Annotated in this window: 21 protein-coding genes and 1 tRNA gene; 5 read left to right on the plus strand and 17 right to left on the minus strand. The window is 65.3% G+C overall.

The window, feature by feature from the left end; all coding sequences use genetic code 11:
* Nucleotides 1–26: 26 nt before the first annotated feature.
* On the minus strand, nt 27–713 hold the full coding sequence (locus tag ABMC89_RS02010; protein WP_349564667.1) for an SDR family NAD(P)-dependent oxidoreductase: 687 nt from the start codon (nt 711–713) through the stop codon (nt 27–29).
* Between the two features lie 199 nt (nt 714–912).
* Nucleotides 913–3,699, minus strand: coding sequence for an aconitate hydratase AcnA (gene acnA, locus ABMC89_RS02015; RefSeq protein ID WP_349564669.1), 2,787 nt, complete (start codon nt 3,697–3,699; stop codon nt 913–915).
* A 226-nt stretch (nt 3,700–3,925) separates the two neighbouring features.
* Between acnA and ABMC89_RS02020 the strand changes: the two genes are divergently transcribed.
* Complete coding sequence (locus ABMC89_RS02020; RefSeq protein WP_349564671.1) at nt 3,926–4,639, plus strand: DUF1223 domain-containing protein; 714 nt, start codon at nt 3,926–3,928, stop codon at nt 4,637–4,639.
* On the opposite strand, the gene ABMC89_RS02025 is transcribed toward ABMC89_RS02020, so the two are convergent.
* The 6 genes from ABMC89_RS02025 to ABMC89_RS02050 all read right to left on the minus strand — a co-directional run bounded on the left by ABMC89_RS02025 (nt 4,636) and on the right by ABMC89_RS02050 (nt 10,512).
* Nucleotides 4,636–5,541, minus strand: a complete 906-nt coding sequence (locus ABMC89_RS02025) for a lysophospholipid acyltransferase family protein (RefSeq protein ID WP_349564673.1) — start codon at nt 5,539–5,541, stop codon at nt 4,636–4,638. The two genes, ABMC89_RS02020 and ABMC89_RS02025, sit on opposite strands and share 4 nt — an antisense overlap.
* A gap of 65 nt (nt 5,542–5,606) precedes the next feature.
* Nucleotides 5,607–6,707, minus strand: a complete 1,101-nt coding sequence (locus ABMC89_RS02030) for a flagellar motor switch protein FliG (protein ID WP_349564675.1) — start codon at nt 6,705–6,707, stop codon at nt 5,607–5,609.
* 157 nt (nt 6,708–6,864) lie between these two features.
* Nucleotides 6,865–7,386, minus strand: a complete 522-nt coding sequence (locus ABMC89_RS02035) for a tetratricopeptide repeat protein (protein WP_349564677.1) — start codon at nt 7,384–7,386, stop codon at nt 6,865–6,867.
* 146 nt (nt 7,387–7,532) lie between these two features.
* The gene (locus ABMC89_RS02040; RefSeq protein WP_349564679.1) at nt 7,533–7,688 is read right to left on the minus strand and encodes a hypothetical protein; all 156 of its coding nucleotides are present in this window, start codon (nt 7,686–7,688) and stop codon (nt 7,533–7,535) included.
* A gap of 139 nt (nt 7,689–7,827) precedes the next feature.
* Nucleotides 7,828–9,132: an adenylosuccinate lyase gene (purB, locus tag ABMC89_RS02045; RefSeq protein ID WP_349564681.1), complete on the minus strand. Its 1,305-nt coding sequence runs from the start codon at nt 9,130–9,132 to the stop codon at nt 7,828–7,830.
* Nucleotides 9,133–9,279: 147 nt separating this feature from the next.
* A complete protein-coding gene (locus ABMC89_RS02050) occupies nt 9,280–10,512 on the minus strand; it encodes a bifunctional alpha/beta hydrolase/OsmC family protein (protein WP_349564683.1) in 1,233 nt (410 codons plus the stop codon).
* Nucleotides 10,513–10,666: 154 nt separating this feature from the next.
* On the opposite strand from ABMC89_RS02050, the gene ABMC89_RS02055 reads away from it, so the two are divergent.
* The gene (locus ABMC89_RS02055) at nt 10,667–11,821 is read left to right on the plus strand and encodes a trans-sulfuration enzyme family protein (protein ID WP_349564685.1); all 1,155 of its coding nucleotides are present in this window, start codon (nt 10,667–10,669) and stop codon (nt 11,819–11,821) included.
* 111 nt (nt 11,822–11,932) lie between these two features.
* Nucleotides 11,933–12,688 carry a heme-dependent oxidative N-demethylase family protein gene (locus ABMC89_RS02060; protein WP_349564687.1) on the plus strand — a complete coding sequence of 252 codons (756 nt, stop codon included), beginning with the start codon at nt 11,933–11,935 and terminating at the stop codon, nt 12,686–12,688.
* Between the two features lie 89 nt (nt 12,689–12,777).
* On the opposite strand, the gene ABMC89_RS02065 is transcribed toward ABMC89_RS02060, so the two are convergent.
* The 4 genes from ABMC89_RS02065 to ABMC89_RS02080 all read right to left on the minus strand — a co-directional run bounded on the left by ABMC89_RS02065 (nt 12,778) and on the right by ABMC89_RS02080 (nt 15,798).
* Entirely contained in the window at nt 12,778–13,581 is an 804-nt protein-coding gene (locus ABMC89_RS02065) for a lytic murein transglycosylase (RefSeq protein ID WP_349564689.1), read from the minus strand.
* 107 nt (nt 13,582–13,688) lie between these two features.
* The gene (locus ABMC89_RS02070) at nt 13,689–13,835 is read right to left on the minus strand and encodes a hypothetical protein (protein WP_349564691.1); all 147 of its coding nucleotides are present in this window, start codon (nt 13,833–13,835) and stop codon (nt 13,689–13,691) included.
* 174 nt (nt 13,836–14,009) lie between these two features.
* Nucleotides 14,010–15,416, minus strand: coding sequence for a type I glutamate--ammonia ligase (glnA, locus tag ABMC89_RS02075; RefSeq protein ID WP_349564693.1), 1,407 nt, complete (start codon nt 15,414–15,416; stop codon nt 14,010–14,012).
* A 43-nt stretch (nt 15,417–15,459) separates the two neighbouring features.
* A complete protein-coding gene (locus ABMC89_RS02080; protein WP_259995692.1) occupies nt 15,460–15,798 on the minus strand; it encodes a P-II family nitrogen regulator in 339 nt (112 codons plus the stop codon).
* 164 nt (nt 15,799–15,962) lie between these two features.
* Between ABMC89_RS02080 and ABMC89_RS02085 the strand changes: the two genes are divergently transcribed.
* On the plus strand, nt 15,963–17,579 hold the full coding sequence (locus ABMC89_RS02085; RefSeq protein ID WP_349564695.1) for an NAD(P)H-hydrate dehydratase: 1,617 nt from the start codon (nt 15,963–15,965) through the stop codon (nt 17,577–17,579).
* A 50-nt stretch (nt 17,580–17,629) separates the two neighbouring features.
* Here the strand turns inward: ABMC89_RS02085 and ABMC89_RS02090 are convergent, their stop codons facing one another.
* A complete protein-coding gene (locus tag ABMC89_RS02090; protein WP_349564697.1) occupies nt 17,630–18,151 on the minus strand; it encodes a Hint domain-containing protein in 522 nt (173 codons plus the stop codon).
* 206 nt (nt 18,152–18,357) lie between these two features.
* On the opposite strand from ABMC89_RS02090, the gene ABMC89_RS02095 reads away from it, so the two are divergent.
* Nucleotides 18,358–18,441 (plus strand) — tRNA-Leu (locus ABMC89_RS02095).
* 150 nt (nt 18,442–18,591) lie between these two features.
* Here the strand turns inward: ABMC89_RS02095 and ABMC89_RS02100 are convergent.
* The 4 genes from ABMC89_RS02100 to ABMC89_RS02115 all read right to left on the minus strand — a co-directional run bounded on the left by ABMC89_RS02100 (nt 18,592) and on the right by ABMC89_RS02115 (nt 22,312).
* Nucleotides 18,592–19,521 (minus strand): AEC family transporter, encoded by a 930-nt coding sequence (locus ABMC89_RS02100; RefSeq protein WP_349564699.1) that lies wholly within the window; start codon nt 19,519–19,521, stop codon nt 18,592–18,594.
* Between the two features lie 63 nt (nt 19,522–19,584).
* Nucleotides 19,585–20,385 carry an MBL fold metallo-hydrolase gene (locus ABMC89_RS02105; protein WP_349564701.1) on the minus strand — a complete coding sequence of 267 codons (801 nt, stop codon included), beginning with the start codon at nt 20,383–20,385 and terminating at the stop codon, nt 19,585–19,587.
* Nucleotides 20,385–21,191, minus strand: coding sequence for a TatD family hydrolase (locus ABMC89_RS02110; RefSeq protein WP_349564703.1), 807 nt, complete (start codon nt 21,189–21,191; stop codon nt 20,385–20,387). The genes ABMC89_RS02105 and ABMC89_RS02110 overlap by 1 nt, the downstream gene beginning before the upstream one ends.
* Entirely contained in the window at nt 21,188–22,312 is a 1,125-nt protein-coding gene (locus ABMC89_RS02115) for a DNA polymerase III subunit delta' (RefSeq protein WP_349564705.1), read from the minus strand. Before ABMC89_RS02115 ends, ABMC89_RS02110 begins: the two co-directional genes overlap by 4 nt.
* Between the last annotated feature and the right edge of the window lie 35 nt (nt 22,313–22,347).

A 22,347-nucleotide genomic window follows, 5' to 3' on the forward strand; every position in this document is an offset into this window, starting at 1 on the left:
ACAACCGGATTTTCCACTCACCTCCGTTATAGCCTGTAGCCCCCCGATACCGTGATGACCTCGCCGGTGATCCAGCGCGCCGCGTCCGATATCAGGAAGCGCACCACCGGTGCGATGTCATCGGGCACACCGACCCGTCCCAGCGCGGTCAGCTCCGCGAATTTCTCGACCAGCGCCTTCGGACGCGGGCTTCCGCTGCGCTCGATCGCGCCGGGGGCGACGGCATTCACCCGGATGCCACGCGGCCCCAGCTCCCGCGCCATGCCGCGCGTCCATGTGTTGAGCGCGGCCTTGCTTGCCGAATAGCTGGTCGCGCCGAGGGCGGGCAGCACCGCGTTCACCGACGAAATGCTGACGATCCGCGCCCCCGCCGCCAGATGCGGCAGGGCGGCCCCCAGCAGCGCGGCGGGCGCGGCGACGTTCACGGCCATGTTGCGCCCGTCGTCTTCGTCATCGGGCAGCAGGGCGCCCGCGTTGTTCACGATCACGTCGATCCGTCCGAACTTGTCCATGACCCGCTTGACGATGGTGTCCGCCGCCGCCGGATCGGTCAGATCCGCCGCGATGGCGTGGATGTCCGGATGCGCGCCCAGAAGCGCGTCGGGCGCCGTGCTGTGATAGGTCACCGCGACCCGGTGATCCCGCGCCAGATCCGATGCAATCGCCCGCCCGATCCCGCGGGCGGCCCCGGTGACAAGAACAACTTCCGACATTCCGACACGCCTTTCGCTGTTGCACACCAGAGGAGGGGGTGCGAAAATTAATCATTCATTTACAATATGTTACCCGTGGGTAACCGGTTGGAGGCCGAGATCAGAATGGCCTGTTGCCCGCGCCCGTGCAACAGGCGCACGAAAAAACCCGCCACGCGATGCGCGGCGGGTCGGTGTTTGCGGTCGTGGCAGGCGGGGCTTATTCCGCCGCGACATCCTCGTTGGCGAGGTTGCGCAGCACGTAGTGCAGCACGCCGCCGTGCTCGATGTACTCGATCTCGATCGCGGTATCGATCCGGCACTTCAGCGTGATCTCCTTGACCGTACCGTCCGCCATCGTGATCTCGCAGGGCACTTCGGCAAGCGGTGTGATCGTGTCGAGACCCTTGATGCTGACCGTTTCATCGCCGGTCAGACCCAGTGACTTGCGTGTGTCGCCGTTGGTGAATTCGAACGGGATGACACCCATGCCGACAAGGTTCGAGCGGTGGATACGCTCGAAATTCTCGGCGATCACGGCTTTCACACCCAGAAGGGCGGTGCCCTTCGCGGCCCAGTCGCGCGAGGATCCCGCGCCATACTGCTCACCACCGAAGATCACCAGCGGCGTGCCGTTTTCCTGATGCTTCATCGCCGCATCGAAGATCGACATCTGTTCGCCGTCGGGGCCCTTGGTATAGCCGCCCTCGACATCGTCCAGCATCTCGTTGCGGATGCGGATGTTGGCGAAGGTGCCGCGCATCATCACCTCGTGGTTGCCGCGGCGCGATCCGTAGGAGTTGAACTCCCGCACCGGCACCTGACGCTCGACCAGATACTGGCCGGCGGGTGTGCTTTCCTTGAACGAACCGGCGGGGCTGATGTGGTCGGTCGTGATCATGTCGCCCAGAACCGCGAGCACCTTGGCATTCTCGATGTTGGTGATCGTACCGGGGGTGGGGGACATATCCTGGAAGTAGGGCGGGTTCTGCACGTAGGTGGACTGCGGTGGCCAGTCATAGGTCTTGGCGTCGGTGGTTTCCACGTCCTGCCATTTCTCGTCGCCCTTGAAGACGTCGGCGTATTTCTCCTGGAAACTGTCGCGGGTGACGGTCTGCTCGACCAGCTCCGCGATTTCCTTTGTCGAGGGCCAGATGTCTTTCAGGTAGACGTCGTTGCCGTCCTTGTCCTGACCCAGCACGCCGTTCGCCAGATCGACGTTCATGTCGCCCACCAGCGCATAGGCCACGACCAGCGGTGGCGAGGCGAGGTAGTTCGCCCGCACATCGGGGCTGATCCGGCCCTCGAAGTTGCGGTTGCCCGACAGGATCGACGTGCCGATCAGGTCGTATTCGTTGATCGCCTTGCTGATCGGCGGGTCCAGCGGGCCGGAGTTGCCGATGCAGGTGGTGCAGCCGTAGCCCACGAGGTTGAAGCCGATAGCGTCCAGATCTTCCTGAAGGCCCGCCGCTTCGAGATAGGCGGAAACGACCTGCGATCCCGGCGCCAGCGATGTCTTGACCCATGGCTTGCGCGTCAGGCCCAGCTCACGCGCCTTGCGCGCCACAAGGCCCGCACCGATCATCACGTAGGGGTTCGAGGTGTTTGTGCAGGAGGTGATCGACGCGATCACGATCGAGCCGTCGTGCAGCTGGTAGTTGCCATCTTCGGTCATGACGTAGCCGCGCTTGTGATGGCCTTCGTCGCCGGGGATGTCGCGTGGCTCGGGCTGGCCGCCTTCACCTTCCCAACGGATCTCGGCGTTGGCGGAGCCGTCCTTGCCTTCGCGCACGCCCTTGACGTAGTCGGCAAAGGCGGTGTGCGCCTCGGTCAGCGCGATGAAGTCCTGCGGCCGCTTCGGACCGGAAATCGCGGGCACGATTGTCCCCATGTCGAGGCTCAGCGTGTCGGTATAGACGGGCGCATAGCTTGCGTCGCGCCACATGCCGTTTTCCTTGGCGTAGGCTTCGACCAGCGCGATGCGGTCTTCGTCGCGGCCTGTGGTGCGCATGTAGCGCAGCGTCTCGCCGTCGATCGGGAAGAAGCCGCAGGTGGCGCCGTATTCGGGAGCCATGTTGGCAATGGTCGCACGGTCCGCCAACGGCAGGTTGTCGAGGCCGTCACCGTAGAATTCCACGAACTTGTTGACCACGCCCTTTTCGCGCAGCATCTCGACGACCTTCAGCACCAGATCGGTACCGGTGGTGCCTTCCATCATCTGGCCGGTCAGCTCGAAGCCCACGACCTCCGGGATCAGCATCGAGATCGGCTGGCCGAGCATCGCTGCCTCCGCCTCGATCCCGCCGACGCCCCAGCCCAGTACGGCCATGCCGTTGACCATGGTGGTGTGGCTGTCGGTGCCGACCAGCGTGTCGGGATACGCGACTTCATCGCCGTGCTGGTCCTTGTCGGTCCAGACGGTCTGGGCCAGATATTCAAGGTTCACCTGATGGCAGATGCCGGTGCCGGGCGGTACGACGCGGAAGTTGTTGAACGCCTTCTGGCCCCACTTGAGGAAGGTATAGCGTTCGATGTTGCGCTCGTACTCGCGGTCCACGTTCATCTGGAACGCGCGCGGGTTGCCGAATTCGTCGATCATCACCGAGTGGTCGATGACCAGATCGACAGGGTTCAGCGGGTTGATCTTGTCGGCATTGCCACCCAGCGCCACCAGACCGTCGCGCATCGCGGCAAGGTCGACCACGGCGGGCACGCCGGTGAAGTCCTGCATCAGAACGCGGGCGGGGCGATAGGCGATCTCGCGGGGGTTCTTGCCGCCCTTGGTCGCCCATTCGGCGAATGCCTTGATGTCGTCGACGGTGACGGTCTTGCCGTCCTCGAAGCGCAGCATGTTTTCCAGAACGACCTTCAGCGCCGCGGGCAGCTTGGAAAAATCGCCAAGCCCTGCGGCCTCGGCGGCGGGGATCGAATAATAGGCGACCGACTGGTCGCCGGCGGTAAGCGTCTTGCGCGTCTTGGCAGTATCCTGACCGACGATGATAGGCATATGTGGCTCCGTTCCGGGGGTTGGCTACAAGCGATTAATTCAAGATGTAGATGCCGCATCGCGCGCGGCAATTCAACTGCAAAGGCGGTCATTGTATACCATAGTACACAAAAGAAAGCGCAAATCCGCAACGATCGCTTTGTAACGGTGCTCTCTCGAAACGTTGATTGGTAGTTTCGGGTCTGTGCCGTTATCTGTCGTACACCCTGACGCCGGAGTTGGAATCATGATGATCCGTGCCCTCAAGCCCCTAGGCTGTGCCCTGACCGGGGCCATGCTGTCGCTTGCGAAGCCCCTCTGGGCCGAGCAGCGCCCGGTGGTTGTCGAGCTTTTCACCTCGCAGGGCTGCTCAAGCTGCCCGCCCGCGGACGAGATGTTTCTGGCGCTGAGCGAGCGCGAGGATGTCATCGCCATCGCGCTGCACGTGGATTATTGGGACTACATCGGTTGGGCCGACGAATATGCGGTGCCCGGCCATGCGGACCGCCAGCGGGCCTATGCGCAGACCGCCGGCAGGCGTTCGATCTATACGCCCGAGATCATCGTCAACGGCGAGACCGACATCGTCGGCGCGAAGCCTATGGCGTTGTCCAAGGCGATTGCCGAGCACAAGGAGGCGCCGCGCAGCATCGATCTGGAGCTCACGCGCGACGGCGACACGCTGTCGGTGCGCGCCGAAGCACTGGCCGATCTGGCAGGCCCGATGGAGGTGCATCTGGTGCGGTTGATGCCCACGCAGACCAGCGAGATCACGCGGGGCGAAAACAGCGGCAAAACCATCGAGTACAGCAATATCGCCTATAACTGGCGGGCCATCGGCACGTGGGACGGTGCCTCCGAGCTGGCGGTGACGGCGTCGGTGGAGGGCACCGATCCGGTGGTCGTGCTGGTGCAGGACGCCGGTGCGGGCGCTATTCGCGCGGCGGCGATCCTCGACTAGGGTTTCTTTTCCGGACGCCAGCGGCGGTGGACCCAGAACCATTGTTCGGGGTGCGCGCGCACACGTGCGGCCAGGCTGTCGGTGATGGCCTGCGTCATGGTCTCGGGGTCGGTCGGGGGCACCGGCGCTTCGAGCGTGGTTTCAAATGACAATCCGTCGGGCTGGCGCACGGCGTAGAAGGGGATCAGCGGCGCATCGTAGCGCAGCGCGAGTTCCGCCGCCGACATCGCCGTGTTCGCGGGCTGACCGAGGAAATCGAAAGTCGGCGCGCCGAACACATGCTGGTCGAACAGCAGCACCAGCTGCCCGCCGTCCTTGAGATGGCGCACGAAGCCCGCCGTGCCGCGCCGCCCTTGCGGGAAGACCGGGCCACCGAAGGCCTCCATCGTCTTGACGTAATGTGCGTTGAAATAGGGGTTCTTCATATCACGGTAGAGCCCGCCGATATCGAACCCCCGCGCAACGAGCGCGGCGCGCGTCGCCTCGTAATTGCCGAAGTGGCCGGTCACCAGCACCACGGGCCGCCCGTCTTTGGCGGCCTCTTCGAGGGCCGCGACACCGGGGCCCGTCAGCGGGTTGCCGGCCATCCGCTCGGGGAAGTCATCGGAGGAATAATTCTCGATGAAGGTGCGCCCGACGTTGTTGAGGCAGGCGGCGGCGATGCGTTCGCGGTCGGCGCGCGGGGTGTCGGGCCAGACCAGTTCAAGATTGTCGAGCGCGCTGCGGCGGTAACCGGCGAGCGGGCCGATCACACGTTCCACCATCCAGCCCATGAACCGCACGCGCCGCGCGTAGGGCAGGGTCAGCGCCAGCCGGATCAGGCCCACGATCAGCAGGTTGCTGACATAGTGGCCGGACTTGCGGGCAAAGGAGGGATCCTTGGACGAACGGGCGGTGGACATGAAACCTCTGTCTCGGGGACGGATTTCCAGACATAGCTTTCCCGCCGCGCCACAACAAGGCTTGGTCAGGCAGTCTCGTCCTCGGTGTCGTCGGGATCGATCAGGGCCAGTTCGCCGCCTTCTTCCATATCGCGGATCACGGCGATGACCGATTGCATGGCCTCGTCGGCGTCCGCCGGTTTGACCTTGCCGAGCTCCTGCATCTCTTCGCGCAGCTGTTCGGCCATGCGGCTGGACATATTTTCGAGGATGAAATCGCGGGCCTCGGCAAATCCCTGCGCCTCGGCCCCGGCCATGGCGATGCGCAGCTGTACCGGATCGGCAAGGCGCAGGATGCGGGGGATATCGCGCGGATCGACGCGCGCGGGGATGTTGCCGAAGGTAAAGATCGCGCGCCGCACGGCATCGGCGAGCGCCAGATCGGTTTCCTGCAAGCCGTTCAGCACATCGTCGCGGATGGGGGTGGAGGAGGAGTTCAGTATCGCCCCCAGACGTTCGGCGGCGGCAGTGCCAAAGGCGGTCTCGGGCCGCTCGTCGATCTGGGCGGCAAGCGATAGGCCAATGCGGTCGACGGCGGCGGGCGTCACCTCGGCGGTGAGGGAAACCGCGTAGGTGATGCGCCGTGCCAGCGGGCCGGGCAGGCGGCCCAGCAGGGCGGCGGCGGGCTTCACGTCGAGTTTGGACAAAAGGACCGCGGCGACCTCGATGCTTTCGCCGCGCACGATCTCCTCCAGCACTTCGGGCTCCAGCGCGCGCAGGCGTTTCCACGGATCGCCCGCGGCGCGCACGCCCGCTTCCTTGCGCAGGCGTTTGGCGGTCTCGCGGCTGATCCGCCCCTCCAGCGCGTCAAGCGCACCGGCGATGCCACCCGGGAACGAAAGCCCCACCGCGTCGAGCGCGTCGGTGAATTCCTCGACGACGGCTGCCAGCGTGGCGCGGTCGATCATGCGCATCGCGCCCATCTGGTGCGTCAGCTCGGCCTGAAGATCGGCGGGCAGGTCCTCCAGCGGGATATCGGCGCCTTCGTTGATCAGCAGGCGCACGACGATGGCCGCCTTCGCGCGCTGGCTGAGGCTGGTATCGGGAACCAGACGCGGACGGTCGGCGCCGGCAAGGTCGGGGGCGGTGTTCTGCGCGACGAAGGCAACGGGGGCGAGCGATGACATGGAGAGACCTCGGGGCTGCGGATACCGGCCCCCGTGATCGCGCAAAAAGATGAACAAGCACTGAAGCGCGGCACCCGCAATAGCGCCCGCGCCACGAAAAACGGCGCCGCCCGCGAAGGCCGCGCCGGTGGGGGGCGGACGCGCGGTGCGGCCGGTGCTACCAGTTGAAGGTCTGCCCCGTGGCGATGGCCGTGCGCAGGGATGCCTCGGCCCAAGTGCCGGTGCCGCCATGGGCGCGGATCGCGCGCAATTCGTCCAGTGCTGCGGCGATATTTCCCGCCTCGACAAAGCCCTGGCCCATGTAGGACCGTGCCAGCACGTTGGCTGGATTGCGGTCGAGCGCGCGGGCGTAATATGCCATCGCCACATCGGTCTGGCCCATCTTGCGGTGGGTGAACCCCATGTAGGTCAGCGTGCGGTCATCCTCGGCCGGCATTGCGGCAAGCACGGCCTGCGCGTCGGCATACCGCCCTTCGTAAGACAGCGCGCGCACCGCCTGATAGAGCGTGTCGACATCAAGCCGGTGGTTTGTGGCGCTGACGCATTTCTTGGTCTTTTCGTCGTAGACGAAGCCGGAGTCGCATTTCACGGCAGGTTTCGGCGGGGCGGTTTCGTCGCCGCCGGCAAAGCCCGCGACGGGCAGGGCGACGAAGAGGGCGAGGCTGAGGGCAAGGCGCATCCGGATACACTCCATAAAATCGAGACCACGGGACGTGGACCGCTGCCCCGAAACATTAAACCGAAAAAGCCCGCCGGAAAGCGATGCGCGATCGACGGGCAGTCACATTATCGTGCAAGGGGCGCTGGCGCGCCCCTGTGCAAAACTCAGGTTGTGGTGGCCACGCAGCTGTTGCTGGCGCTGTCGTAGACCGTGCCTTCGGCGCAGGACATCGCCTGCTTGTCGTAGTTGCATCCGGCGGCGAGCGTGAGTGTCGGAGCCAGAAGGAGGGCGGCGGTGGTCAGGGCAATCTTCAGTTTCATTCAGTATTACTCCTTTGTTGCGTGAACCAAGGTTAGCGCGGCCAGCGTTTCGCACAAAGAAAAATCCCGCAGGGCGCGTTTTGTCGCAGCCTGCGGGATCAGGAGCGCCCGCGAAACGGGCAGTCATGCGGTCGCGCGATCAGTCGCCGAAGACGCGGGCGAAGATCGTGTCGACGTGTTTGGTGTGGTAGTCGAGGTTGAATTTCTCGTTGATCGCATCCACCCCGAGGGCGTTGACGACATCCGCATCCGCCAGAAGCTCCTCGCGGAAATCGGTGCGTTCCTCCCAGACCTTCAGGGCGTTGCGCTGGACCATGGCATAGGCGTCCTCGCGGCTGACGCCCGCTTGCGTCAGGGCCAGCAGCACCCGCTGGGACATGACGAGGCCGGGGAATTTGTTCATGTTGTCGAGCATGTTGTCGGGGAAGATCAGCATCTTGTCGATCACGCCTGTCAGACGGTTCAGCGCGAAATCGAGGGTGACCGTGGCGTCGGGGCCGATCCCGCGCTCGACCGAGGAATGCGAAATGTCACGCTCGTGCCAGAGCGCGACGTTCTCCATCGCGGGGATCACCGTCATCCGCACAAGCCGCGCCAGACCGGTGAGGTTTTCCGTCAGCACGGGGTTTTTCTTGTGCGGCATCGCGCTGGAGCCTTTCTGGCCCATGGAGAAGAATTCCGCGCCTTCCAGCACTTCGGTGCGCTGCATATGGCGGATTTCGATCGCGACGTTCTCGATCGAGGAGGCGACGACGCCGAGCGTCGCAAAGAACGCGGCGTGGCGGTCGCGGGGGATCACCTGCGTGCTGATCGGCTCCGGTGTGAGGCCCATCTTGGCGCAGACGTGTTCCTCGACCGCGGGGTCGATGTTGGCGAAGGTGCCGACGGCACCGGAAATCGCGCCGGTGGCGACTTCGTCGCGCGCGGTGCGCAGGCGGCGCAGGTTGCGGTCCATCTCGGCGTAAAAGCGCGCGAAGGTCAGGCCCATGGTGGTGGGTTCTGCGTGGATGCCGTGGCTGCGGCCGACGCGCACCGTCATCTTGTGTTCCATGGCACGGCGTTTCAGCGCCGCCAGCAGCGCCTCGACGTCCGCGATCAGGATATCGGCGGCGCGTGTAAGCTGCACGTTGAAGCAGGTGTCGAGCACGTCGGACGATGTCATGCCCTGATGGACAAAGCGCGCCTCGTCGGCGCCCACGTGTTCGGCCAGATGCGTCAGGAAGGCGATGACGTCGTGTTTTGTCACGGCCTCGATCTCGTCGATGCGGGCCACGTCGAATTCCACATCCTTGGCTTTCCAGACGGCCTCGGCGTTTTCGCGGGGGATCACGCCCAGATCGGCCATGGCATCGCAGGCGTGGGCCTCGATCTCGTACCAGATGCGGAATTTCTGTTCGGGGGACCAGATGGCGACCATATCGGGGCGGGCGTAACGGGGGATCATGCGAGGAGATTCCTTGTGGAGAAAGGGCAGCGGGGTTCCCGCGCGGCATAGACCGACCGGCGTCCAAGGACAAGCCTGCCGCGTTCCGCGGCGTCATCTGCGGGACGTGGGACATGGGGCGCGGGGGATGGCAGGCCGAGGGGTTCGCTATTCAGCGGGGTCGGGTGACGCGCGTTCGGTCGCGATGGTCGACGACCGCTCCAGCGTGCGGTGCACGGGGCATCGGTCGGCGATCTGCATGAGCCGGTCGCGCTGGTCGTCGGTCAGGTCGGGCCCGGTCAGGCGAATGCGGCGCAGGAAGCGGTCGATGCGTTCGTCCGTTCCCACACCCGCGTCCTGTGCGTGCACCTTCTCGTGGCTGACATCGACGGCGACATGCTCAAGCGGCCAGTCCTTGCGGCGCGCGTACATACGGATCGTCATCGACGTACAGGCCCCGAGGCTGGCCGACAGGAACCCGTAGGGCGACATGCCGCGATTGGTGCCGCCGTAGGCAAGTGGTTCGTCCGCGCGCAGGTGCAGCTGGCTACCGGCGGTGATGTCCTGCAAGAACCCGTCGGGGTCCGCTTCCGAGACCCGCACGACGCCTTCTGGGGTGCCCACCGGCGGCGCGGGCGCGCGGCGCGATATATAGCGCGCGGACCACGCGGCGATGACCTCGGCGGTGTAATCGGCATCGGCGGGGCGGGTGACGAGGTGGTCGGCGTCATCCAGCGTGACAAAGCTTTTGGGATGTCTGGCCGCGACGAAAATTCGGGTGGCGTTGTCGATGCCCACCACGGTGTCACGCGGCGAATGGAGCACCAGAAGCGCTGCGTCGAGGTTTGACAGCGCCTCCTCGAGGCGGGCGGCGGAGGTATCCTCGACAAAGGCGCGCCCGATGGTGAAGGACCGGCCCGCGAGGGTGACCTCGGCGCTGCCGTCGCGTTCGATGGCGGGCAGGGCATCGGCGAAATGGCGGGTGACATGGGCGGGATCGAAGGGCGCGCCGATGGTTGCCACGGCGCGCACGCTGTCGATGCGCGCCCGCGCGGCAATGACCGCCGCACCGCCGAGGCTGTGACCGACCAGAAGATCGGGGGCCATCCCTTCGCCCTTCAGCCACGCGGCGGCGGCGACCAGATCGTCCACGTTGGATGTAAACGTCGTATTCCCGAATTCTCCCTGTGAATGCCCGAGGCCGGTGAAATCGAATCGCAGCACCGCGATGCCCGTGGCCGCCAGCCGGTCGGCAATGCGGCGCGCGGCGGGGATATCCTTGCCGCAGGTGAAACAATGGGCAAAGAGCGCGGTGCCCAGATGCGGCCCTGCGGGCATATCGAGACGCGCCGCGAGCGGGCTGCCGTCGTGGCCGGGAAAGGAGATGCGTTTGCCGGGCATGGGGGCTCCTGTTCAGTCGCGGGCAGCGTGATGCAGCGCGGCGGTACTGGCAAGGGGGCCGCCCGCAAGATCACGCAGAGATGACAGAGTGTTTGCAAGGCGCGGGGGCTGGGCGTAAGCCTGCGGCGACCCTTCACGCATACCCGGAGCGCCCATGTCCGTCGACCTGCCTGCCAGCCTGCACCCTGCCACCCTATCCGCCCAGGCCGGCGGAATTGTCGACGATGCGACCGCGGGGGTCGCTCCCGCGATCCATCCCGCGACGACGTTCCAGCGCGGGCCGGATTACGTGCCCAGCGTCGATGGCAACGTCTATTCGCGCTCGCACGCGCCCAACGGGCGCATGGTCGAGCAGCTTCTGGCCAAGCTCGAAGGCGCAGCCGGGGCGCTGGTGTTTCCCTCCGGCATGGCGGCGACTGCGGCGGTGTTCCGCACGTTGCCCTCGGGCTCCACGGTGCTGGTCCAGAACCAGATCTACTGGGGCACAACCGGATGGATCCGCGCCTTTTGCGACCGCCGGGGTGTGACGCTGGTCGAGGTGGATGCCTCGGACAAGGACGCCTTCGCGGCGGCCTGTGCGGCGCATCGCCCCGCCATCGCCTGGGTCGAGACACCGTCGAACCCGTGGCTGCGGATCACCGACCTGCGCGCCGCTGCGGATGCGGTCCACGCTGTCGGCGGGCTTCTGGTTGCGGATATGACGACGGCGACGCCGGTTCTGACCCGCGCGATCGACTTCGGCGCGGATCTGGTGATGCATTCGGCCACCAAGGGGCTGAACGGGCATTCCGACGTGCTGGCGGGGGCGCTGGCCTGTGCCGATGCGGACACGCCGATCTGGGCCGCGATCCACGCGGACCGCGATACGGCCGGGGCGGTGCTGGGCCCCTTCGAGGCATGGCTTCTGCTGCGCGGGATGCGCACCCTGCCGCTGCGCGTCGAACGGATGAGCCGCAACGCGCAGGAGCTTGCCCTGTTCCTGAGCGATCATCCTAAGGTCGAAACGGTGCTTTATCCCGGCCTCGACGATCACCCGGGGCATGCCTTGGCTGAGGCGCAGATGCAGGGGGGCTTCGGGCCGCTTTTGTCCTTCGTGGTGAAAGGCGGGGGCGAGGCGGCGCTGGCCGCCGCCGCGCGGATGCGCCTGTTTCACCGGGCGACATCGCTGGGCGGGGTCGAAAGCCTTGTCGAGCACCGCTACACGATCGAGCCGCACACCGGCATCCCCGAAGGCCTGCTGCGCCTGTCTGTCGGGATCGAGGACGCGGGCGATCTGCGCGAGGATCTGGCGCAGGCGTTGGGGCAGTGACGGGTCGCGCGACCGCTGCCGTGGCATCGTCCGTGGTTCCGGGCAATCTCGGGCAAAGCCTTTGCCCCGATGGCGTCCGCGCAGGCGGCTAGAATACGCGAGGGCACCGGAATGACCGAAATCCTTCAGGACAGGCTACCGCCCGAGATGGAACAGCCCGCGCGGCTGCCCGGTATGGCCCCGCTGGGCGACGCGCCGTGGCTGCGCGTGGACGAAGCCTATGGCGCGCAGATGCGCCACCGGCAGGCGTTGCTGGCCACGCGGCGCGACGATGTGCTGTGGCTGGAGGAGGGCGCGGCAGAGAGCGCCCGCGAAGTGCTGGCAGAAGTGCGCGGCCTGCTGCCGGATCTGGGGTTTCGCGACGAGGGCGACAGGATCGTCTGCCCGGACGGGCGCGTGGTCGTGCCGGACGGGAACGATCCGCTGGGCACACTCGGCCTGCTGGTTCAGGAAGACATCTGCCTGCTGCAAAAGCGCGGCGACGAGCATGTGCTGATCGGCGCGGTCCTGTGTTTTCCCGCAAGCTGGACGCTGGCCGAAAAGGCGGGCAAGCCGCTGATCGGCATTCACCGGCCGGTTGCCGAATATGACGACGACCTTGCCAAACGGGTGCAGCGTCTGTTCGACGGGGTGCGCGTAGGGCGCCCGATGTGGCGGTTCAACCGCGTTGCTTACGTCGATCCGGAATTGCACCAGCCTAGGCTGGAAGCCGTGGCGCACAGGCGCATCGAGACTCTGCCGCCCGTGACGCCCTACATCCGCTCGGAGCGCCAATGTGTCGTCCGGATGCCGGTCAGCGGCGTGGTGGTGTTCTCAATCCATACCTACGTTGTCGCCGCCGGCGGCGATAAGTCGCCGGAGGCGTGAGGGCCGCACCGCGCGATGTGCCCTCTGCGGTGCGCCGGTCGTGATGGAGTGCGCCGTGCCGCGGCAGAGCGACGGCACGGCCTTCGGGATCAGCCGTCGATCTGCGCACCCATCAGCGCAATCGCCTGCTGGTACACGGTTGCCGCGTTCCACTGTTTGATGACGGCAAAGTTGGGCTGGCCCTCCTGATAGCCCGCGCCGGGGCGCCAGCCTTTCTTGCGCAGGAAATTCGCGGTCGAGGCGAGCGCGTCGGTCTGGTTATAAAGATCGACACGCCCGTCGCCATTACCGTCGACACCGTAGCGCAGGGCATTGCCCGGCAGGAACTGGGTATGGCCAAGCTCGCCGTGCTTGGCGCCCTTGGTGTTTCCGGTGATCGACCCGCGATCAACCAGCATCAGCGCGCCGATGGCATGTGGGGTGAAGAAATCCGAGCGGCGGCAATCGTAGGCCAGCGTCGTGATGGCCGACACCACCCGGCTGTCGCCCATGAAACCGCCAAAGCCGGTTTCCATGCCGTGGATCGCCAACAATACGCCCGCAGGCACGCCGTACTGACGCTCAAGCGCCTCATAGAAGCTGGGGTTGCCCGCCTTGCGCTTGCGGCCCTGGCTGACGATGGTGTTGGCACCGCGCACCTGCAGGAACTTGTCGAGCGTGTAGCGGAAGGATTTCTGGTTTCGGTCCGCCTGAATCGTTGCGGTGGCGTATTGCGCCTGCGCCAGTGCATCGAGGCCGCGCTGCTGGACGCCCGCGCGCTGTGCTTCGGCGGCAAAGGCCGCTTTCCACGCGTTGAAGCCACCGGCGTTATTGCCGCACTGCGCTGCAACCGCGGGGAGCGCCACTGTCGTGGCAAGCGCCACGGTGGCTGCGAAAGTCTTTAAAAATTGCATCAATCACTCTTCCCTAACTGTAACTTCGCAAGAGACAGTAACGGGTGCGGTCGACGATGCAATCCCCGATTGCCGCGCGCGCTGCGCGGTCCGCTGCCGGGGCGTGTTCAGGCGGGCAGCCGCCGATTGCACAGGGGATCGGGGCGGGGCGGCAGGTCCAGATTGGCTGGCGGCGGGATCGGAATTGGCCCCGATCTGGTGGGAACCACGAGCCGGTCCTTGGTAAAGAGCGGATAGGTGAGTGTATGTATCATCTCGGTCTCCTTTCGTCGTTCGCCTTGCGGTAAAAAGCCAGCCGGATGCGGCAAAATCGTGTCACCCGCGCGACCGGAACGTGCGGTTCGGCAGATTGTACAGACGATCCTGCATAAAAACGAAAAAGGGCGCCCGATGACGGGCGCCCCTGGAGTGTTTGCTGTGCCTGCCGATCAGCAGGAGTAGTACATCTGGAACTCGATCGGATGCGGCGTGTGCTCGTAGGCTTCGACCTCTTCCATCTTGAGATCGATATAGCCTTCGATCTGGTCCTTGGTGAAGACGTCACCGGCCAGCAGATAGTCCATATCGGCCTGCAGTTCTTCCAGTGCCTCGCGCAGCGAGCCGCAGACGGTCGGGATGCCGGCGAGCTCTTCGGCGGGCAGATCGTAGAGGTTCTTGTCCATCGCCTCGCCGGGATCGATCTTGTTCTTGATGCCGTCAAGGCCGGCCATCAGCAGCGCCGCGAAGGCGAGGTAGGGGTTTGCCGACGGATCGGGGAAACGGGCCTCGACGCGCTTGGCCTTGGGGCTTTCGGTCCATGGGATCCGGACGCAACCCGAACGGTTACGCGCGGAATAGGCGCGCAGAACGGGAGCTTCGAAGCCGGGGATCAGACGCTTGTAGCTGTTTGTCGACGGGTTGGTGAAGGCGTTCAGCGACTTGGCGTGGGTCAGGATGCCGCCGATGAAATACAGCGCTTCCTGGCTGAGGTCGGCGTATTTGTCGCCCGCGAACAGCGGCTTGCCGTCTTTCCAGATCGACATGTTCACGTGCATGCCGGTGCCGTTGTCGCCCGCGATGGGCTTGGGCATGAATGTCGCGGATTTGCCGTAGGCGTGGGCCACGTTGTGGATCACGTATTTGTATTTCTGCAGCTCGTCGGCCTGTTTGGTCAGGCTGTCGAAGATCAGGCCCAGTTCGTGCTGGCACGACGCCACCTCGTGGTGGTGCTTGTCGACCTTCATGCCCAGACGCTTCATGGTCGAGAGCATTTCGGAGCGCAGGTCCTGTGCCTCGTCCGTGGGGTTCACGGGGAAGTAGCCGCCCTTGACGCCCGGACGGTGGCCCATGTTGCCCATCTCGTAATCCGTATCGGAGTTCCACGATGCATCCGATGCATCAACTTCGTAGGATACCTTGTTGATGGTGTTGGAGTATTTGACATTGTCGAACAGGAAGAATTCGGCTTCCGGACCCATGTATGCCGCATCGCCGATGCCGGAGGACTTGAGGTATGCCTCGGCCTTCTGGGCGGTGCCGCGGGGGTCACGCTCGTAGGATTCGCCGGTGTCGGGCTCGACCACCGAGCAATGCACGCAGATCGTTTTCTCGGCGTAGAAGGGATCGATATAGGCGCTGTCGGCGTCTGGCATCAGCTTCATGTCTGAAGCTTCGATGGATTTCCAGCCCGCGATGGACGAGCCGTCGAACATGAACCCTTCTTCGAGGAAATCCTCGTCGACCTGATCGCTCATCACCGTGACGTGCTGCAGCTTGCCGCGCGGGTCGGTGAAGCGGATATCGACGTATTCGATGTCCTCGTCCTTGATCTTTTTCAGCAAGTCTTTGTTGCTCATGGTGATGTCCTTTTAGTTTGGAGTTCGTTCGCGGATGGGTTGGTTAAAGCGCGTCCGAGCCGGTTTCGCCGGTACGGATGCGGATGGTCTGTTCGACGGGAGACACGAAGATCTTGCCGTCACCGATCTTTTCGGTTTTCGCGGCGTTCACGATGGCCTCGATCGCGGCATCGACCTGATCGTCGTCGAGAACGATCTCGACTTTGACCTTGGGGAGGAAATCGACGACGTATTCGGCACCACGGTAAAGCTCGGTGTGGCCTTTCTGGCGGCCGAAGCCCTTTACCTCGATGACGGAAAGACCCTGAACGCCCACATCCTGAAGTGCCTCTTTCACCTCATCCAGCTTGAAGGGTTTGATGATCGCTTCGATCTTTTTCATGGCGGCCTCCCGGAGTGTTTCGCACGAGTGATTTCATTGGGGGTTGGGGGAATCCAGACAGGACCATAGACTGTGACCGGCAGGGCGTGTTGTTTTCGCGTGTGTGATTAAATTTTAGGCGAAGAGCCACTTAATGTGGCAGAAGTGAATCGAACGGAGCGGCAATGACAGAACTGCTGACCGCAGCGCAGATGCGCGATCTGGAAAAACGCGCCATGGACAGTGGTGCGGTGACCGGACGGGAGCTGATGGAAAGGGCCGGCGCCGGTGCGGTGGCGTGCCTGATTGCGCAGTGGCCCGAGTGGCGCGATGCGCCCGGTCGCGCGATGGTGCTCTGTGGGGCGGGCAACAACGGCGGCGACGGTTTCGTCGTGGCGCGCCTGCTGGCCGCGCGGGGCTGGGAGGTCGATGTTTTCCTGCTGGGAGATACGGCGCGGATGCCCCCCGATGCGCGGCACAATCACGATCTGTGGGCGGCGGATCATCCCGTCACGCTGATGGAGCCTTACAATATCGCGCGCGCCGCGCGGCCCGATCTGATCGTGGATGCGGTTTTCGGCACCGGACTTACCCGGCCGGTGTCGGAAAAGATTTTCGCGATGCTGGCGGCGGGGGACTGGCCGCGCGCCGATGGGATCCGGCGGGTGGCGCTGGACGCGCCAAGCGGTCTGGACCTCGACACCGGATGGATGCTGCGCGACGAATCCGCCCCGACCGGGCAGGGCAATCCCGTTGATCTGACAGTAACTTTTCACAGCCCAAAGCCCGGTCACTACCTCAACACAGGCCCCACGATCTGCGGCAGCATCGCGGTGGTCGATATCGGTCTGCCCCGGACCGGCGCACCGGTGACCTTGCCACCGGATCCCGATGTGGCACGGCTGGTCACGCCGCAGGGGGCGGGCGATCCAGCCGGTGAGCCGGCCTGGCCGATGAGCATGATCGGCAAGATGCGCGGCGGCGGGCACAAGTTCGATCACGGGCACGTCGCGGTGTTCGCTGGTGGCGCGGGGCGCGGGGGGGCTGCGCGCATGTCGGCGCGCGCGGCGCTGCGTGCGGGGGCGGGGCTGGTGACGCTGGTCTGCCCGCCCGCTGCGTTGCAGGAAAATGCCGCGCAGCTCGATGCGGTGATGACGCGCAGCCTGCGCGACCCCGAGGATCTGGACGCGGTGGCCGACGAGCGGACCACCGGGTTCTGCATCGGTCCGGGCCTCGGCACCGGATCGCGTACCCGCGCACTGGTCACCCGCGCACTGGCGCGGCGCGGGGGCGCACGCGATCCGGTTGTCGTGCTGGATGCGGATGCGCTATCGGCCTATTCGGAGGACCCGCAGACCTTGTTCGGCCAGCTGCATCCGCGCTGTGTGCTGACACCGCACGAGGGCGAATTTGCGCGGCTTTTCCCGGACCTGTCGCAATCCGCACGCGGGCGACGATCCAAGATCGAGGTGGTGCGGGAGGCTGCGGCGCGGGCGGGCTGTATCGTGCTGCTCAAGGGGGCGGATACGGTCATCGCCGCCCCGGACGGGGGCGCGAGTGTTCACGCGGCAGTCTACGACCGCAGCACGCCGTGGCTGGCGACTGCCGGGGCAGGGGATGTGCTGGCGGGGATGATCGCGGGGCTGGCGGCGCCGTCACCATCGGCGGATCTGTTCAACATGGTCGAGATCGCCGCATGGCTGCACGTGGAATGCGCGCTGAGCTTTGGCCCCGGATTGATCGCGGAGGATTTGCCTGAGGAATTGCCAAGAGTGTTCCGTCGCCTGATGGCGGCAGGCTGAAAGCCCCGGCGACAGCGGCCGGGGCAAGGAATTAGGGCAGGGCAGTCGCGTCAGGCGGCGTGCAGAACCTCGCCACGGGCGCGCGCACCGTCTGCGGTGCTGAGTTCGAGCCCGTCCGCATAAAGGATATGCGGACCGTCGCAGAAAATCTGGATGATCGTCTGTTCCTGCATCCCCAGATCGCGGATGAATTCCCCGTCGCACAGGGTGCGGGCGGCCACCAGCGCGCGGTCCGAGCCGAACATCGCCTGCGCGCGCCAGTCGCGGATCAGGCACATCTGGTCCCCGGCCAGCAGCGCATCGCGTTCGGGACGCGTATGGCCCAGCGAACCCGCTGCCAATGCGATGGTGTGGACTGTACGGGAGTAGCGTTGAATATGCTCCACACGGGCAATGCCGCTGTCGCGGGTGATCAACTTGTCCCCGATGTTCACATATTCGACGGGCATTTCGCCATCGAGTGTCAGAATCGTGGTGCCTTGCAGCAGCCCGGTATCGCGGGATGCATAAGGCGCATAACGGCCCGTTTGTGGATCTGGTCCACCAACGCGCCCGACCGTATTCGGTTTCATGGGCGTCTCTTTCTTGTCTACCTGCCTCAGGTTCTTTCAAGAATAAGACAAGATGATGTTAATGTCGCGTGTTTTTTGGCGCGCAAACGGATTATGCGGTGCAAAAGGTGAATTCCGGCGGTGTTTCGGCCCTTGGCGCGGCTGCGCGGGTGCGCGCCTGTGTGTTCTTGACAAGGCTTGCGGACATGGCCACTACACGGGTCGATGCGGGTGTGGCGGAATTGGTAGACGCACCAGATTTAGGTTCTGGCGCCTTTGGCGTGGGGGTTCGAGTCCCTTCACCCGCACCACTTTTTCAACCTTCGGCTTTTTGTGATTTCAGGACGGTCTGGGCCGTAGTGCATCCTCTGCCCTTAGACGTGCCGATGCCTGCCTGCGCCGGTTGACGACATAAGACTGAAGCGTCGCCAGACGGGGGCAACCTGCCAAGGTTTGCCCGCTCAGCCCAGAACGGCCAGCCAGAGCCAGACCGTGAGGATCGACAGCCCCGTGGCCACCAGAGCCGACGACGCGGCGACGCGTTTGCCGCGCCCGTAGATATTGGCGAAGATATAGGCGTTGAACCCCGGTGCCATCGCTGCGGTCAGCACGCCCGAGCGGAAGAGGTCGGGCGGCACCGACAGCGAGGTGCCGATGATCCAGACCAGCGCGGGATGCACCATCAGCGCGATGCAGCAGACCATCGCGATGGCCTTGAAGTCGCCCTCGGGCTTGTACTGGATCAGCACACCGCCGAGCGCGAAAAGCGCGGCGGGCAGCGCCGCGCGCACGATCAGCGACAGCGCATCGTCGACCACGCCGGGGATCGGAAAATTGGTGAGGTTCACGGCAAATCCCGCAAGAATGCCGATGACCAGCGGATTGTGGAACATCGCGTTCCCGATGGAGCCGACCAGCGCCAGCCCGGACTGGCCCCGGCTGCGCACCACTTCCATCACCGTGATGCCAAGCCCGTAGCAAAACGGCGAGTGCAGCGCGATGATCATGTAGTTGCCGGTCAGGCCCTCGGGGCCGTAGGCACGCTCGGAAATCGGCAGGCCCAGCAGGACCGAGTTTGAGAACAGGCAGCAAAAGCCGATGGCGACGCAGTCTTCCCATTCGCGTTTGAACAGCACCCGCGCGCCGATCATGCCCAGCGTGAAACAGATCGCGGCACCGGTGTAGAAGCTGATCAGCAGCCCCGCGTTGAACGACGCCGACAGGTCCAGATTAGCGATGGCCTGAAACAGCAGGCAGGGGACGGCAAAGCTCTGTGCGAAGCGCAACACGCCATCGACACCGGCGACCGGAAACAGGCCGCGCCAGACCGAGACATATCCAAAGCCGATAACCAGAAAGACCGGCAGGATAACGTCGAGCAGGGTTTGCATGAAAAGGCCTCGGGTCGCGGATGTCGCCTCTGCCTACACCCCGCCTCACGCGGGGGAAAGAGCCTAGCCGAGATCGAAGCGCAATTGCATGCCGTCAAAGGCGGGATCGATATGGGCTGCGGTTTCGTCGACCAGCGTCGCGTAGTCGAGATCGTTGTGCATATTGGTCAGCACAGCGCGCTCGGGGGCTGCGCGTTCGATCCAGTCCAGCGTTTGGGCCAGATGGCTGTGGGTGGGGTGGGGATCGCGGCGCAGCGCGTCGACGATCCAGCAGCGCAAGCCCTCCAGCTGTGGCCAGACCGCATCGGGGATCGTGGCGACATCGGGCAGATAGGCCACATCGTTCACCCGAAATCCCAGCGCATCCATGCCGCCGTGCGGTACCAGGAAATGCGAGAAGGTCAGCGCCCCGCCGGGGCCGTCGATGGTGACGTCGCCGTCGATCTCGTTCATTTCGAGGATCGGGGGATAGGACGATCCCTCGGGCTGGATGAAGACATAGCCGAACCGGTCGAGCAGCGCCTCGCGCGTCGGCGTGTCGGCCCAGACGGGCACGCGCTTGCGCATGTTGATCACGATCATCCGCAGGTCATCCACCCCGTGGACGTGATCCGCATGCGCGTGGGTATAGAGCACCGCATCCAGCCGCCCGACACCCGCATCGAGCAGCTGCGCGCGCATATCGGGGGAGGTGTCGATCAGCACGGTCGTCGTGCCGGCGTCGGTGATACGTTCGACCAGCGCCGAGCAGCGGCGGCGCGCGTTCTTTGGTTCCTGCGGGTCGCAGGCGCCCCAGTTGCCGCCCAGACGCGGCACGCCGCCGGAACTGCCGCAGCCGAGGATGGTGATGCGCATTTCGGCCATCAGGCTGCCGCCTTGTAGATGGCGGCCTTGGGGAAGAGCCGTTCGAAGTTCCGCTCGGTCGCGGCGGCGAATTCGGCGTAGTCCAGTCCGAAGGTTTCCGCCGCGCGGCGCGCGGTATGGGCGGTGAAGGCAGGTTCGTTGCGCTTGCCCCGGTGGGGCGGCGGCGCGAGGTAGGGGCTGTCGGTCTCGACCAGAACCCGGCTCAGCGGGGCGGCGGCGAAGATATCGCGCAGTGCGCCGCTTTTGGGGAAGGCGGTGATGCCCGACATGCTGAGGTAGAAATCCAGATCCAGCGCGGTGCGCGCCAGTTCGGCGGAGGAAGAGAAACAGTGCATCACGCAGGTAAAGGCGCCTTGGGCGTGTTCCTCGCGCAGGATGCGCGCCATATCGTCGTCCGCGTCGCGGCTGTGGATGATCAGCGGCAGGCGGCTTTGGCGCGCGGCGTCGATATGGATGCGCAGCGACGCCTGCTGGGCGTCGGCGCTTTCGGCAGTGTAATGGTAATCGAGCCCGGTTTCCCCGATGCCGACCATCTTGGGATGCTGGGCGATGCGCAGCAGTTCGTCCACTGTCGCCATCGGTTCGGCGGCAACGCTCATCGGGTGGGTTCCGGCGGCGTAGAATACCGGCGCGTGCGCCTCGGCAATGGCGCGGACCTGCGGTTCCGACCGCAGCTTGGTGCAGATCGTGACCATGCGCGCCACGCCGGCGTCCTGCGCCCGCGCCACCACCTCGGGCAGTTCTGCGACAAGTTCGGGGAAATCCAGATGGCAGTGGCTGTCGGTGATCTGTGGCGTGTCGGTCATGAAGCTCCTTTGGGGGCGGCCTGCGCGATTTTCAGGAAGGTATCTAGAACCAGTGCGGCAGGGTCAAGGTTGACCGCGATGCCGTGGCGGGCGCGTGCGCGTGTCTCGGCGGAAAGGTCCGCCCAGACGCGGGCCTGATGCGGGTCAGGCGACAACCGCTGCAGGATCGCGGCCTCGCCGCGGCTGGCCTCGGGCGTGGGTGCCGAGCCGAGCGCGCCGGTGCGCGCCAGACGGTTGAGCAGCAGTTCGATCAGCACGAACAGCAGGTCGCGCTTGTCCTCGGCCCCGCGCGCGGCGGCGGCTTCGGCCAGTTTCAGCGCGCGGGTCCGGTCCATGCGGGGCAGGGTGTCGGCCAGCGCCAGAAGATCCCCGTAGAGGGCCGCACCGTCCATCAGCGACAGGCGCATCGCGCCGCCCACGGAGCCGCCCGAGAGCGCGGTCAGGGCCTGCGGATCGCCCGCCGTCACCTCGGCGGCCTGCATCGCCTGCGCGACTTCGCCGGCATCGAGGCTGCGCAGGGGCAGGGTGCGGCAGCGCGAGCGGATCGTGGGCAAAAGGCCGGAAGGCTGGTGCGAGACCAGCAAAAGCACCGCGCGCGCGGGCGGCTCTTCGAGCATTTTCAGCAGCGCGTTGGCGGCGGTGGTGTTCATCTGGTCGGCATCGTCGATGATGACCACGCGGTAGCCACCGTCGGGCGCGGACATGCGAAAGAAGCTGTTGAGGCTGCGGATATCCTCGGCGGTTATCTCCTGACGCAGCTTCTTGGTGGTGGGATTGATGCTGCGGGTGACGTTGCGCACGCGCCCCTCGCCGCCCGACGCGATCCGCCGCGCGACCGGGTGGTCCGCCGGGACATCGAGGCTGGTGGGAAGCTCGGGCGCGAACATGCCGCCGTCCTCGCGGTCGGGCGTGGCCAGCAGGAACCGCGCGATGCGCCACGCCAGCGTGGCCTTGCCCACGCCGCGCGGACCGGTCAGCATCCACGCATGGTGCAGCCGTCCGCCGTTGAAGGCATCGACAAAGGCCTTTTCGGCGGCGTCCTGACCGATCAGGCGTGCGGTTTCACGCGGGTGCGGCGCACCGGCAAGGCGTTCTGGTTGGGGAAGGGCATCGTCGCTCATATCGGGGGTGTAGCGGGGATCGCGGGCAAGGGAAA

This window comes from Sulfitobacter sp. HNIBRBA3233, from assembly GCF_040149665.1.
Lineage (GTDB): Bacteria > Pseudomonadota > Alphaproteobacteria > Rhodobacterales > Rhodobacteraceae > Sulfitobacter > Sulfitobacter marinivivus.

Bases quoted from the DNA above. Each gene is read 5' to 3' on its own strand.
- ABMC89_RS02010 (WP_349564667.1), bottom strand. From the start codon at position 713: ATGTCGGAAGTTGTTCTTGTCACCGGGGCCGCCCGCGGGATCGGGCGG.
- acnA (WP_349564669.1), bottom strand. From the start codon at position 3,699: ATGCCTATCATCGTCGGTCAGGATACTGCCAAGACGCGCAAGACGCTT.
- ABMC89_RS02020 (WP_349564671.1), top strand. From the start codon at position 3,926: ATGATGATCCGTGCCCTCAAGCCCCTAGGCTGTGCCCTGACCGGGGCC.
- ABMC89_RS02025 (WP_349564673.1), bottom strand. From the start codon at position 5,541: ATGTCCACCGCCCGTTCGTCCAAGGATCCCTCCTTTGCCCGCAAGTCC.
- ABMC89_RS02030 (WP_349564675.1), bottom strand. From the start codon at position 6,707: ATGTCATCGCTCGCCCCCGTTGCCTTCGTCGCGCAGAACACCGCCCCC.
- ABMC89_RS02035 (WP_349564677.1), bottom strand. From the start codon at position 7,386: ATGCGCCTTGCCCTCAGCCTCGCCCTCTTCGTCGCCCTGCCCGTCGCG.
- ABMC89_RS02040 (WP_349564679.1), bottom strand. From the start codon at position 7,688: ATGAAACTGAAGATTGCCCTGACCACCGCCGCCCTCCTTCTGGCTCCG.
- purB (WP_349564681.1), bottom strand. From the start codon at position 9,132: ATGATCCCCCGTTACGCCCGCCCCGATATGGTCGCCATCTGGTCCCCC.
- ABMC89_RS02050 (WP_349564683.1), bottom strand. From the start codon at position 10,512: ATGCCCGGCAAACGCATCTCCTTTCCCGGCCACGACGGCAGCCCGCTC.
- ABMC89_RS02055 (WP_349564685.1), top strand. From the start codon at position 10,667: ATGTCCGTCGACCTGCCTGCCAGCCTGCACCCTGCCACCCTATCCGCC.
- ABMC89_RS02060 (WP_349564687.1), top strand. From the start codon at position 11,933: ATGACCGAAATCCTTCAGGACAGGCTACCGCCCGAGATGGAACAGCCC.
- ABMC89_RS02065 (WP_349564689.1), bottom strand. From the start codon at position 13,581: ATGCAATTTTTAAAGACTTTCGCAGCCACCGTGGCGCTTGCCACGACA.
- ABMC89_RS02070 (WP_349564691.1), bottom strand. From the start codon at position 13,835: ATGATACATACACTCACCTATCCGCTCTTTACCAAGGACCGGCTCGTG.
- glnA (WP_349564693.1), bottom strand. From the start codon at position 15,416: ATGAGCAACAAAGACTTGCTGAAAAAGATCAAGGACGAGGACATCGAA.
- ABMC89_RS02080 (WP_259995692.1), bottom strand. From the start codon at position 15,798: ATGAAAAAGATCGAAGCGATCATCAAACCCTTCAAGCTGGATGAGGTG.
- ABMC89_RS02085 (WP_349564695.1), top strand. From the start codon at position 15,963: ATGACAGAACTGCTGACCGCAGCGCAGATGCGCGATCTGGAAAAACGC.
- ABMC89_RS02090 (WP_349564697.1), bottom strand. From the start codon at position 18,151: ATGAAACCGAATACGGTCGGGCGCGTTGGTGGACCAGATCCACAAACG.
- ABMC89_RS02100 (WP_349564699.1), bottom strand. From the start codon at position 19,521: ATGCAAACCCTGCTCGACGTTATCCTGCCGGTCTTTCTGGTTATCGGC.
- ABMC89_RS02105 (WP_349564701.1), bottom strand. From the start codon at position 20,385: ATGGCCGAAATGCGCATCACCATCCTCGGCTGCGGCAGTTCCGGCGGC.
- ABMC89_RS02110 (WP_349564703.1), bottom strand. From the start codon at position 21,191: ATGACCGACACGCCACAGATCACCGACAGCCACTGCCATCTGGATTTC.
- ABMC89_RS02115 (WP_349564705.1), bottom strand. From the start codon at position 22,312: ATGAGCGACGATGCCCTTCCCCAACCAGAACGCCTTGCCGGTGCGCCG.